General features: G+C 63.4%; 14 protein-coding genes. 3 read left to right on the plus strand and 11 right to left on the minus strand.

Annotation, left to right across the window (positions count from 1 at the left end):
• Positions 1–167 precede the first annotated feature (167 nt).
• Together C0V82_RS16630 and C0V82_RS16635 are read left to right on the plus strand one after the other, a co-directional pair.
• Complete coding sequence (locus C0V82_RS16630; protein ID WP_102113599.1) at positions 168–2,120, plus strand: flagellin N-terminal helical domain-containing protein; 1,953 nt, start codon at positions 168–170, stop codon at positions 2,118–2,120.
• 216 nt (positions 2,121–2,336) lie between these two features.
• Positions 2,337–2,798 carry a flagellar biosynthesis repressor FlbT gene (locus C0V82_RS16635; protein WP_102113600.1) on the plus strand — a complete coding sequence of 154 codons (462 nt, stop codon included), beginning with the start codon at positions 2,337–2,339 and terminating at the stop codon, positions 2,796–2,798.
• Here the strand turns inward: C0V82_RS16635 and C0V82_RS16640 are convergent.
• The 9 genes from C0V82_RS16640 to pseI are packed head-to-tail and all read right to left on the minus strand — an operon-like array spanning position 2,782 to position 9,099.
• A complete protein-coding gene (locus C0V82_RS16640) occupies positions 2,782–3,819 on the minus strand; it encodes a 3-oxoacyl-ACP synthase III family protein (protein WP_102113601.1) in 1,038 nt (345 codons plus the stop codon). The genes C0V82_RS16635 and C0V82_RS16640 overlap by 17 nt on opposite strands.
• A gap of 16 nt (positions 3,820–3,835) precedes the next feature.
• The gene (locus C0V82_RS16645; RefSeq protein ID WP_102113602.1) at positions 3,836–4,567 is read right to left on the minus strand and encodes an SDR family NAD(P)-dependent oxidoreductase; all 732 of its coding nucleotides are present in this window, start codon (positions 4,565–4,567) and stop codon (positions 3,836–3,838) included.
• Complete coding sequence (locus C0V82_RS16650; RefSeq protein WP_102114352.1) at positions 4,564–5,718, minus strand: AMP-binding protein; 1,155 nt, start codon at positions 5,716–5,718, stop codon at positions 4,564–4,566. The genes C0V82_RS16645 and C0V82_RS16650 overlap by 4 nt, the downstream gene beginning before the upstream one ends.
• 41 nt (positions 5,719–5,759) lie before the next feature.
• Complete coding sequence (locus C0V82_RS16655; protein ID WP_054169144.1) at positions 5,760–5,939, minus strand: hypothetical protein; 180 nt, start codon at positions 5,937–5,939, stop codon at positions 5,760–5,762.
• A gap of 5 nt (positions 5,940–5,944) precedes the next feature.
• A complete protein-coding gene (locus C0V82_RS16660; RefSeq protein WP_245924263.1) occupies positions 5,945–6,199 on the minus strand; it encodes an acyl carrier protein in 255 nt (84 codons plus the stop codon).
• Entirely contained in the window at positions 6,196–7,026 is an 831-nt protein-coding gene (locus C0V82_RS16665) for an alpha/beta fold hydrolase (RefSeq protein WP_102113603.1), read from the minus strand. Before C0V82_RS16665 ends, C0V82_RS16660 begins: the two co-directional genes overlap by 4 nt.
• A 4-nt stretch (positions 7,027–7,030) precedes the next feature.
• A complete protein-coding gene (locus C0V82_RS16670) occupies positions 7,031–7,261 on the minus strand; it encodes an acyl carrier protein (protein ID WP_102113604.1) in 231 nt (76 codons plus the stop codon).
• A 15-nt stretch (positions 7,262–7,276) separates the two neighbouring features.
• A complete protein-coding gene (locus C0V82_RS16675) occupies positions 7,277–8,020 on the minus strand; it encodes a cytidylyltransferase domain-containing protein (RefSeq protein ID WP_102113605.1) in 744 nt (247 codons plus the stop codon).
• Positions 8,020–9,099, minus strand: a complete 1,080-nt coding sequence (gene pseI / locus C0V82_RS16680) for a pseudaminic acid synthase (RefSeq protein WP_308421114.1) — start codon at positions 9,097–9,099, stop codon at positions 8,020–8,022. Before pseI ends, C0V82_RS16675 begins: the two co-directional genes overlap by 1 nt.
• Here pseI and C0V82_RS16685 point away from each other — a divergent pair.
• The gene (locus C0V82_RS16685) at positions 9,098–10,447 is read left to right on the plus strand and encodes a serine hydrolase domain-containing protein (protein WP_102113606.1); all 1,350 of its coding nucleotides are present in this window, start codon (positions 9,098–9,100) and stop codon (positions 10,445–10,447) included. The two genes, pseI and C0V82_RS16685, sit on opposite strands and share 2 nt — an antisense overlap.
• Positions 10,448–10,449: 2 nt before the next feature.
• Here C0V82_RS16685 and C0V82_RS16690 read toward each other — a convergent pair whose 3' ends face one another.
• On the minus strand, positions 10,450–10,806 hold the full coding sequence (locus C0V82_RS16690; protein WP_158659997.1) for a hypothetical protein: 357 nt from the start codon (positions 10,804–10,806) through the stop codon (positions 10,450–10,452).
• 61 nt (positions 10,807–10,867) lie between these two features.
• The gene (locus C0V82_RS16695; RefSeq protein WP_102113608.1) at positions 10,868–11,866 is read right to left on the minus strand and encodes a KpsF/GutQ family sugar-phosphate isomerase; all 999 of its coding nucleotides are present in this window, start codon (positions 11,864–11,866) and stop codon (positions 10,868–10,870) included.
• Positions 11,867–11,876 lie beyond the last annotated feature (10 nt).

Genomic DNA, 11,876 nt, shown 5'->3' on the forward strand with positions numbered 1-11,876 from the left:
AAAGGCTGGTGACGGATCTGCGCCATCTGTTGAGCTGGCGAGTGATCTGTCCATATGTATAGGTGTTGGCGTCCGTCGTTAAACGGCTTGACTCCTCTCCTGAATAGGTGTTCCCTTCACTTAACCCGAAAAATTCGGGTGGATCATACCTCCAAAGGAGAGACGCTATGTCTTCTAGTGACGTCAGCTTGACCGCTGGTATGCGTAACAACCTTCTGCTCCTGCAGAAGACCAACAAGCAGGTCGAGTCTATCCAGTCCCGTCTGGCGACTGGTAATAAGGTCAATTCCGCTCTTGACGGCCCCAATTCGTTCTTTGCTGCGAAGGGTTTGAATACCCGCGCAGGCGATTTGTCGAGCCTCAAGGAAGCGATGGGTCAGGCCATCAGCACCATCCAGGCCGGTGATAAGGGTATCACCGCTATCGAGGATTTGGTTGCACAGGCCCGTGGTTTGACCACGACCGCCTACTCCAATCTTGGCAACGATGCATCCTCCATCGCAGCTCGTAAGTCGCTGGCGGAGCAGTTCAATCGCCTGAAGGATCAGATCGACAAGATTGCTGGCGATAGCGGGTACCAGGGTAAGAACCTGCTGAAGGGCAATGGTCTGACGCTGGACAGCACCTCCGACAGCCGTAAGAATGTAAATAGCATCTCTGGCCTGTCGAACAGCCGTGTCACCAACGTCGTAAGCGCCGATACTTACTCGGTGAAGGTCAGCGGTACCGGCGCCATCAGCGCCGACCTGGAAGATATCGCTAAGGCTGAAGATTCTCGCGGCCTGGCTTCTCTCAAGGTCTCTGGAACCATCTCGGCCACAGCCGGCAACTTCTCTGACATTAGCGTGGAGATTCGTGGTAACAGTGGTCGTGAGCGTACGGCCATCGTGACGGAAAACGGCGAATCCCGTACCTTCAAGTTCTTCGATAACACCCAGTCTGCGGTTGCCAGCACGGTTACGGCCGGTGTGACGGCTACGACTGGTGTTGCGCAGGTTTCGAAGATCACCATCAGTGGCTCGGTTGAAGAAGGTGATACCTTCACCGCAACGATCAATGGTCAGTCGTTCAGCTACACGGCCAAAGCCTCCGATCTGGCCGACTCGACCACAGGTACTGCCTACAACCCTGACCAGCGTCGCGCCAAGGTTGCTGAGGGTCTGGCCCGTGCCATTGCCGGCGGCGCCGATTTCGACGGTACCAACATCACCTCTGGCGGCACCCTGACCAGCGCTGACTCTGACGATACGGGCAAGCGCTTCAATGTCGCGTACAACACGGATGCCAGCGCCAATTCCGCTGAAATTCTGATCAGCTCTGATCTGACGGGCGGCACCGGTGCTAGCTTTACGCTGGGTGCCAGCTCTACCAACGCTGCCCAGAAGGCGATTTCGGTCACCTTCTCTTCTGGTACCACGGTTTCCTTCACGGTTGACCGCGCGCTGCTGGAAGCGAAGGGTACGTCGGCGAATGGCGTCTCAAGCATTGAGAAGAACGTCGACATCACCCTGTCGGCTACCAACCTCAATGGCGTGACGGTGGAACGCTCCGGACTCAATGCCCGTGGCAATGCCAAGTTGAGCGAAGGCGAGAACTCGCTGAACTTTGATAGCGGCACGGTTCGTGTGACCGTCGATGCTTCGACGATCAAGGCCGCTGCCTCCTCGGCTCTGCCCGCCAACCTGACGACGGTGCAGCGTACGGACGCCAACACCGAGAACGATCTGGCTGTTCAGTTCAACGCCGACAACACCTCCAACATTCAGGTGGTCAGCCGGAATGTGTCGACGGACGGTCAGGGCCTGCGTATCGACTACGCCCAGAACAACTTCCTGGACCGTGCCGATATTGACAAGGCCGTCGCCAGCCTGGACTTCGCAACGTCCACTCTGCGTAGCGCCTCTCAGGCCCTGTCGACCAACCTGAACGTCATCCAGACCCGCGAGAGCTTCACCAACGAGTTCTCCAACGTTCTGGTTGAAGGTGCGAATAAGCTGGTCCAGGCGGACCAGAACGAGGAAGGCGCTAACCTGCTGCTCTTGCAGACCCGTCAGCAGCTGGGCACCATCTCCCTCTCGCTGGCCAACCAGGCTCAGCAGTCGATCCTGCGGCTGTTCTAAGCCACAGGGCCGTAAGGCAAAGGGAAAGGCGGGCCAAAAGCCCGCCTTTCCTGATTCTGGTCGGTATTCACCTCCCCATGCCAGCCTCCCTGGGGCAAAATGTTCGGGTGTGCTGGTGCGTTTTTTCGTGACCGCCGGGGGGTGGCTGGCTTACTTCCTTGTGCAGTATGGACGCCGCCGAGCGGGCTCGTGCGTCCTTGAACGGGAAATGCTGCCGTGCCTTTGAAACTTGTCCTGCGTCCGGGTGAGAAGCTGATCGTGAACGGCGCCGTTCTGGGCGTCGGCGATCATCCGGTGTCGTTATTCTTCTACAATAAGGTAAATTTCCTGCGGGGCCGGGAAATCCTTAAGGAAGAGAACTGCGACACGATCGAGAAGAAGCTCTATTTCATTATCCAGCTGATCTACATCTTCCCCGAGGATGCAGAACTGAACCTGATAAAGTTCGGCATCATCCTGGAGGAGGCGCGGTTGGCGCACTCTGCCGAGTCGGGCTTGTTTGACGAGGTTCAGACGCTGGTGCAGTCCGGCAACTACTATCGGGCCCTGAAAATCTGCCGGAAGCTGTTCCCGGCTGAGACGGCGTCTGGTGCGGGTGACGCCGCGGACAAGCAGACCAAAACGCCGGTAGTCGTGACCAAGGTTCGCCGTCGCCCCTCGATCAACCAGCCGGAATGACGGTACTCGTCTGATCCACCAATATGGTCCGGCATACCCGTGCCGGACCTGTGGTCCAAACGGCGGTTCCCCAGGACCAACCGACTCCGAAGCCGCACAGCAGCAGGGTTCGCTTGCCCGACATCAGGGGATAGGACAGCGCGTCGGTCATTGCCAGCGGGATAGTGGCGGAACTGGTATTGCCGCGATCCGCCAGTGCCATGACCAATTGATCCTCACGCGCGCCGATCTTTGCACCCAGCCGGCGCAGCATCATCTCATTCGCCTGATGCAGCACGACATGATCGACGCTCTTGATGTCGGAACCGGCAAGGGTCAGGGTGGCCGCGATGGTCTTTGGCACCTCCCGCAGGGTGAAGGCGAAAACCTGGGTGCCGTCCATGAATAACAAGGGGCCATCGGGCTGCCGGGCGCCGCCTCCGGGCTGGATCAGGTAGGGTGCACCAGCCCCGTCGGTGCCCGTGTCCACCGTCAGGCAGCTGCCATCCAGGTCCCATTCCAGGGCCGTGACGGTGGCGGCATCCCCGAACAGGGGCGCGACGGAGCGGTCGTCGGGGGCCATGGTCCGGCTGGTCGTGTCGCCTGCCACCAGCAGCGCCCGGCCCCGCCCCATTCCGGCCAGCAGCGATGCGGTCAGCCACAGTCCATAGACATAGCCGGAACAGCCCAGACCGACATCGAAGGCCGCGCACTGCTTGCCCAGGCCCAAGCGATGCTGCAACAGGCAGGCGGTGGCCGGCAGTGGATGATCCGGCGTCTGGGTAACGCAGATCAGCAGATCAACCGAGTCGCCACCCCACCCCAGTCTGTCCAGCAGATCGCGTGCCGCAGGCAGGGCCAGATCGGACATGCATTGGCTGGGCGCGGCGATATGGCGGCGGTGGATGCCGGTGGCCGCGGCAATTCGTTCAGCCTGATCGGTGCCGAACCGGGCCGCCAGATGCGTTACATCCTCCACCCCAACCGGCAGGGCGGAAACGATGCCGCGAAGGGCGATGCCGTTGATGCGGGCCTGGGCCATGCGCCTTACCTTCCGCTCAGCAGGAGATGCCGCCATCAATGGTTAGCGTCTGCCCGGTAATATAGCGCGCGCCATCGCCGAGCAGGAACAGAATGGCAGGCGCCACATCATCGGCTGTACCCAGACGGCCCATGGGGGTGCGCCGCACGATCTGGTCGCGCTGCCCTGCCGACAGGGTGCCGGACATTTCCGTGTCCAGATAGCCGGGCGCCACACTGTTGACCGTGATCTGCCGCCGCCCCACCTCCCGCGCCAGGGCGCGGGTTAGCCCGTCCAACCCTGCTTTGGTCGCGGCGTAGGCGGTAAGGCCGGTATAGCCGCGCTGCCCAATGATGGAGGAAATGTTGATGATCCGTCCCCCGCCAGGGCGCGACAGCATGTGGCGCAGGACGGCGCGCGCCACCTGGATGGCCCCTGTCAGGTTGGTTTGGATCAGGCTGTCCACCTCCACCAGCGGCAGGGTCGCCAGAATGCCCTCCCGCGCGATGCCAGCATTGTTGATCAGGCCCCAGGGCGCCCCGAAACGCTGCACCGTGGCATCGATGAAGGATTGGGTGGAGACAGGCTCCCCGATCTCTGCCCGCTGCCAGAGCAGACGGTCGGGATGAGCGTCCAGCAGGGCCGGCAGGGCATCGCCCAGGCTGCGGCTGCAGGTCGCCACATTGTAGCCCGCGTCCAGCAGGGTGCGAGTAAGAGCGAGGCCCAGGCCCCGGCTGCTGCCGGTGACGATCACGGTACGGGGGGTCATGCTTCCTCCGCGATGCGGCGCTTCTTGCCGGCGGCTGACAGGGGGAGCGCCTCGACAAGGCGCAAACGGCGGGGACGGGCAGGGGGCGGCAGGTCGGCAACGGCCTGCGTTGCCAGCACCCGCCACCCATCATTCGTGTGCCAGTCGGGCGCGATGATGTCGGCGGCCAGGATGGCACCTGTGATAGGGTTGGGTACGCCGTAGACCAGAGCATCGGTGACACCGGGCAGCGCCAACAGTCTTCGTTCGGCCAGGGTGGGATTTACCTTGGCGCCGCCGACATTGATGACAAGGTCATTTCGGCCACAGAATAATACCCGATCACGGTCAATCTCAACCAAATCGCCAGTATTATGCCAGACAGAACCCACCTTGGCTTCCAGCAAATCATTCCGAATACGGAATGATATCTCGCCCGGTGGCTGGGACAACCATTCGGCGGGAAATCCTTCCCAACCGTCGGCCACCGTCAAAAGGCGCCCCAACTCAGTGGAGGCGTAAATGCAGCGGATAGGCACTCCGGGAAAGCGTCTGGCCAGCGCGTCCAGCAGTGGTTGGTCTACTGCCTCTCCGCCCATCGTGATGCGGGCCAATGGCGGTGCTGCGCCTGACAAGAGCAGTACACGCCAGAAGCTGGGCGTGGCGCTAATATGACTGGCACCGCCGGTTACGGCCAGGCGCACCAGACCTGCGGCGTCCGCCGTAGGATCGGCCAGCAGTTGCCCGCCTCCGGCCATGGCCGTCAGCAGCACCTGCAACCCCGCGAAGCCGCAGGCATCATAGGTCAGCAGCCAATTGCCACCATCCCCGCCGCGTGTGCCCGTGATCCCCCGCAGAACATCGTCAAATGACCGGGCAATACGCTTTGGCGTGCCCGTAGTGCCCGATGTTTCCAGCAGAAGTAGCCTGCCCTTTGCCTCAACATTGTCGGGTGCCGGTAGGCCACCCCGCAGCAGGGCAAGTGGTACTTGCCGGTTCCAGGCCGCCAGCAGGCTGGCGATCAACCGGGGCAGGTCCTTGCCGTCCACCGATAGTGAGCCATCGGGCAGGCCCCGTGCCATGACTGACAGCTCGGGCCATGTCCAGGTTCGGCCACCGGTGATCAGGCGGAATGCGGGATTGACCCAGGATGGAGTGGCGGCGTCTTGCATGGCGCCATCATGCGGCAGGGCGGGGCAGCATTCCAAGGGTTTCAGCCGCTGGCAATGGTGATCCAGGCCCAGATGACCCCGCCGACGAAGCCGATAAGGCCCGCGACGATCACCATGCCCCAGAGGAACTGCTTGAACTCTCCCTGTTTCCAGGCGCTGCGGGCAAGCAGCAGCAGGTAGAGCAAGACCCCAATGCCGATCCATCCCCAGATGCCGGGCATGGCCATCACGCGGCGGCGTACAGGGCGGCCAGTTCGCCAGCCGTGTTGAACTGCCGGAAGCCCTGACGGAATGGGTCCTTGCCCGTCACCCCCTCCAACGCCACGATCAGGGTGGCAAGGTCCAGGCTGTCGAAGGGCAGGGGGCCGTCAAGGAAAGCGGTATCCGCCGTCAACGGCACCGCTATGGTCTCGCCTTTCTCGGTCAGGATACGGGCGGTTTCGCGGGCGATCAGGTCTAGCATGGTCTGGGTGTCGGTCAATGGAAGCTCCCGATCAGGGCGTTGACGCGGCTGGCCGCCTCCACATGCGGCATGTGGCCGGCGTCAGGCAGAAGATGGAAGGGAATACCCGCCGGGATCGAGTGAACAGGGGGCGGTGGCACGATACTGTCCTGAGCCCCCCAGATCAGCTGCACCGGCACTCTGGGCGCCCAATCGCGAGTTACCAGCCGTTCGGAAAGATCCGCGCGGTTGGCATCCAGCAGCGCCTTGATCGCGGCCCGGTTGGCCGGCACCGATTGGCGAAGCGTCAGGGCACGGGCCATCGGCTCCACCAGGGGGCCCGGTTCCGCGAACAGCTTGGCGGCGGCGAGCCGTGACTGTTCCAGGTCTGATGCATCGGCCAGACGGTCCAGGAACTGATGGTCAAGATCGCTGCCCAGCCCGGCGCAGGCAATCAGGGTGGCATGCCCGACCTTGGCCGGCTGCTGATGGGCCAGCGACAGGGCGATGCGTGCACCCAGCGAATGGCCCACCAGATCGACCTGAGATAGACCCCAGGCATCGATCAGATCACCGACCCAGCGTGCCAGATCATCGACATGGCCGGGCCCGACCTCCAGCGTGCTGGACCCATGGCCCGGCAGGTCAGGGGCCAGCACAGCACGGTCTGTGCCGAGTGCTGCCAGGTTGAACTGCCAGGTCAGGGCATCACCGGCCAGACCATGCAGCAGCACCAGGGGCCGTAGCGTTCCTTCCCCGATACCAAGCCGCCCGCCATTGATCCAGGCGGCTGGACGACCGGCAAGGTCCATCACCTGCCGTCGGGTGCGGCCAATGGGAATGGCGGGGCGGGGCGGGGCGGACATGAGGTCAGGCGAGATCGGCGCCGGTCAGGGCCAGCAGGTCACCAATGGTCTTGGCCTTGGCCAGATCCTCACCGGCCACGACATGGTCGAAATGTTCATCGACCAGGGCGATGAAGCTGATGACGGCCAGACTGTCCCAGCTGTCCAGGCTGTCCAGGGCCGTGTCGGGTGACAGGCTGCCGGCGTCGGTTTCCAGCATCTCTTCCAGGGCGGCCAGGAATTCAGCGCGCGTCATAACACACTCCTCACGTCAGGTCGGGGGAAGGGTCTTCTGGACCACATCCCGGTTGATCAGCGCCCATTGCGGGTTGGCATGCATGGCCGCATCCGCGTCGCGCCAGCCGAACGCTGGCTTAACGGGCAAAAGCGTTTCCAGCAAGTGCCGTACCAGGATCAGATCCTGTTCCGTATCGACGCACCAACGCCAGGGTGCGTCCAGCGTGGGATCGGACAACCAGTTCAGCCGGAACCGGTCGGGGCGGCGCCAGAGGAAGGGCATCACATGTTCCCGCTCGAACGGCTCCGTCGCCTCTTGCCAGGCGGTGCGCAGATCCGCCATCCCGACGATTTCCGCATCCAACCCGCGCGGGTAGCGCGCGACATCGATCGCGGCATAGGACAGTGGTGGGGCAGCAGTGCGGTAGAGCGTGATCAGGTCATCGACCAGGGTCGGGTCGATCAGCGGGCAGTCGCCGGTGAAGCGCACGGCGATATCGGCCTGCTGGGCAAGGGCTGCCCGGTAGAAACGATCCAGCACGTCGGTTTCGCTGCCCCTGAAGACCGGCACACCCAGCGCCTCCACATGGGTGGCCAGCGCATCATCCTGGGCCAAGTCGCTGGTGGCGACGCACAGGCCTGTCAGGTGGTGGGAGCGGCGCAGGCGGTCAATCTGGTGGGCGATCAGGCTTTTGCCCGCCACATTCATCATCACCTTGCCAGGCAGGCGGGTAGAGCCCATGCGGGCCTGGATGATGCCGATGATCCGGGGGACCATCAGGGGGCCTTGCCCAGCATGGTCCAATCCACTGGCTCCCCCCGATTAAGGTCACGTGCGGCGGTACGGCCCAGCACGTCGGGCAGATGCTTGGGCGCCAGGCCCAAGCCGGGGCGGATGGAACGGACGTCAGCCTCTGTCAGCACCGTCCCCGCCGGCACGTCGCGGCTTACATACAGGGACCGGCGGAAGGTGCGCCCCCCCGCCTCGGACGGTTTCAGGGCATAGGAGATGTCGCCCAGGGCGGCATGGGCCACGCGGCAGGCGTCGGCCATGGCCTTGAATTCCGCTGGTTCCAGGGAGAAGGCGCAATCCGGGCCGCCATCGGCGCGGGCCAGGGTGAAATGTTTTTCGATGATAACCGCGCCCAGCGCCACGGCCGCCACCGGCACCGCCACACCCATCGTGTGATCCGACAGGCCGACGGGCAGGCCGAAGGCCTGGGCCATGTGGGGGATGGTGCGCAGGTCGCAATCCTCCACCGGTGTGGGGTAGCCGGACACGCAATGCAGCAGGGCGATGTTGTTGTTTCCAGCTTCCCGCGCCGCCGCCACAGCCTCCGCGATCTCCCCCAGGGAGGCCATGCCGGTGGACATGATCAGCGGCTTGCCCGTGGCGGCGGCCTTTCGGATCAGTGGCAAGTCTATCAGCTCAAAGCTGGCGATCTTGTAGGCAGGCGTATTCAGGCTTTCCAGTAGATCGATGGCGGTGGGATCGAACGGGCTGCTGAACAGGGCCATGCCGACATCGCGCGCATGGTCGAACAAGGCGGCGTGCCAGTCCCAGGGGGTGTGCGCCTCCTGATACAGCTCATACAATGTCTTGCCGGCCCATAACCCGCCTTCCAGCCGGAATTCCGGACGGTCGACATCCATGGTGATGGTGTCAGCGGTGTAGGTCTGGATCTTGACGGCATCGGCACCGGCATCGCGCGCCGCATCGATCAGACGGCGGGCGCGGTCGATATCGCCATTATGGTTGCCCGACATTTCCGCAATCAGGAAAGGCCGCTGGCTGGGCTGGAATCGGTCGGGGAAACGGGTCATGCCGGATGCCGGATAGGAAAGCCAAGTCAGCATGGTAGCATCGTCGAAGGCTGGAGAGGAAGCGGGGCGCATGGTGGGGCGGATTGGGGCATTGCTGCTGTGTCTGGTTTGGGCCGTTCCCGCCGTATGGGCGGGGGATTGGCAGAAGCTGCGCCACGCGATGGAGAGCCTGACAACAGGGCCAGACGCGCCGGTCAGTGGGGTAGCGGTCATCGTCGTCAAGGACGGCAGAACGGTCTTCGCCCAAGCGGCAGGTCTTGCCGTGATTGATCCTGCTGTACCCGCCCGCGAACGTCCGCTGACGCTGGATACGCCGGTGCGGGTGGCGTCCATTTCCAAGCTGCCTGTCAGTATCGTCCTTCTGCAATTGGCCGACGAGGGGCGGCTGGATTTGGATGCCGACCTGTCGCCCCTGCTGGGCTTTGCTTTTCGCAATCCGCATCATCCTGACCGGCCCATCACGGCGCGGATGCTGCTTTCCCACACATCCTCCGTGCGCGATGCCGATATCTACGGCTTGCCCCCGCCTTACAGTCTGGCGGAGCTGGTGCGGCCCGGTGGGGCCTTTGATCGTGATGGGCGGCGCTGGGCGGATGAGGTGCCGGGCAGCCGCTTCAGCTATACCAACCTGAACTATGGCGTCATGGCGACCCTGATCGAGCGGCTGACGGGGCAGCGGTTTGATGCTGTCGTAACCAGCCGTGTGCTGAGGCCGCTGGGCATGCGGTCGGCTTATGATGTGCGGTTACTGGATGACGAACGGTTCCGGGCGTTGGCCCCGGTTTATGAGAGGCAGGCGGACGGGGACTGGATCGCTAATGTCGATGACTATCGCGGTGTGCGGCCCGATAACCGGCCCACAATCTTTGGGGTCAAGGCACTGGCAGACTTGGCCTACATTGTTCCGGGGCGCAACGGGACCAGCCTGTCACCGCAGGGCGGGATGCGGGCATCGCCGCGCGACCTGGAACGGCTGCTGCGCTTCCTTCTGGGTCGGGGAAATGTTGGGGGAACGCAGATTCTGTCCCCGGCGGCATTTGACCGGATGCTGGTCCCGCACTGGACCTATGACCCCGTGACCAGCAACGGCGATACCGATGGCGGCCTGCTGCGGCAATGGGGTTTGGGCATCCAATGCACCACCCATGGTGGGGGCGCCGGCGACGGTGACCGTTGGATGCCGGGACCGGATGACCCCCGCCTGTGCGGGCATTTCGGCGATGCCTATGGCCTGTTGGGTGCCGTGATGGCTGATCCGGGTGGGCGCTGGGGCTTTGTCTATCTGTTGACCGGCACACCAGCGGCCAGGGTAAAGGGACCGGTGTCGTCACTGACCCTGTGGGAGCAGAGGATCGTCGATGGGATCATGGCGGGCCGCTGAGATCAGGCCCGCCGCGTCATCTTCTTTGTGGCCGCACTTTCCACATTATCGAGATAGATGATGAGGTTCAGTGACCCGGCAATGACCTCCACGAACTTGTTCGACATGGAGGGCAGGCGGATCTTGCGGCCGATGCAGTAATTGACCAGGGACGCGGCCAGTTCCGCTGCATTGCGGGTCAGGTGCGTGCGCTTGCCGTCATCATCCTCGATGATCAGCTCAGCCGATACCGGATCCTCATGCAGTTCCAGGCCCACAACCTGGCCGACCGGCAGTTCCAGCCGTTGCTTGCGCATCAGATCGATGATGGCCTGGATCGCCTCGCGTTCCGTGAAGCCCAGGGTGCGCATCTCCTTCACCGGACTGCCCTTCTTGTTTCCACAACATATCCTTGTACGACATTAGGCAGAAATCCGCCGGTCAACCCAGCGATTTTTCAACCTCCAGCCCCGCGATGTCGTGCAGGCGCAGCAGGCCGAGCGGCAATCCGTCACCGTCCACTACCGGCAAGACATTGATCTGGTGCGGTGTTTCCATGATTTCGAGCGCTTCCAGCGCTGTAGCATCGGGGCCGCAAGTACGGCGCACCGGCGATGTCATGCAGGCACCCGTATCCCGTTCCAGGAAGGCTTTGCCATGGGCGGCAAGGCCGCGCCGGATGTCGCCTTCAGTCACGATGCCGGTCAGCCGGCCTTCCCCATCCACCACCAGTGCGGCCCCGTTGGGGAAACGGGTCATGGCCAGCAGCGTTTCGAAGATCGGCTGTTCGCCTGTGACCAGGGCCGCCTGTTCGGGCGCCGTCACCATCAGGTCGCGGACCTTGCCGGCCAGCACGATGCCCAGCGTGCCGCCGGGATGGTTGTCGCCATAATCGGCGATGGTGAAACCGCGCCGCTTGGCAACGGCCACCACCAGCGCATCCCCCAGTGCCAGCATCGCCGTCGTGCTGGCGGTGGGCAGCTTGGTCTCCGTCGCTTCCCGTTCTACATGGCAGCGCAGGGTCCAGTCCGCGATCCGCGTCAGGCCCGATGGCACGCGCGACACCATGGCCGCCACCTTCACGCCGCGCCGGGACGCCACCTTGGCAAGGTCGATCAGTTCCTGGGTCTGGCCGCTGTTGGACAGAAGGATGACAAGGTCACCTTCGCGCAGCGCGCCCAGTTCGCCATGTAGGGCGTCCAGTGCGGAATAGTAGAAGGCCTGCGCCCCCACCGACGCCAGTTTGGACGAGAGCAGCCGCGCGATCAGGCCGGATTTGCCCACACCGGCCACCAGCGTATTGCCGGCCCCGCTGGCAATATGGCTGACGGTCGCCAGGAAATCGGCATCCAGGCTGTCCAACTGGGCCAGCACGGCCTTGGCCTCAATCCGCAACAGGTCGGCGGCGGCCATCAGGGCCGGGTCGTCACGATGGGTCATCTCAAAGTCC

It is taken from the genome of Niveispirillum cyanobacteriorum (assembly GCF_002868735.1).
In the GTDB taxonomy this organism is placed as follows: domain Bacteria; phylum Pseudomonadota; class Alphaproteobacteria; order Azospirillales; family Azospirillaceae; genus Niveispirillum; species Niveispirillum cyanobacteriorum.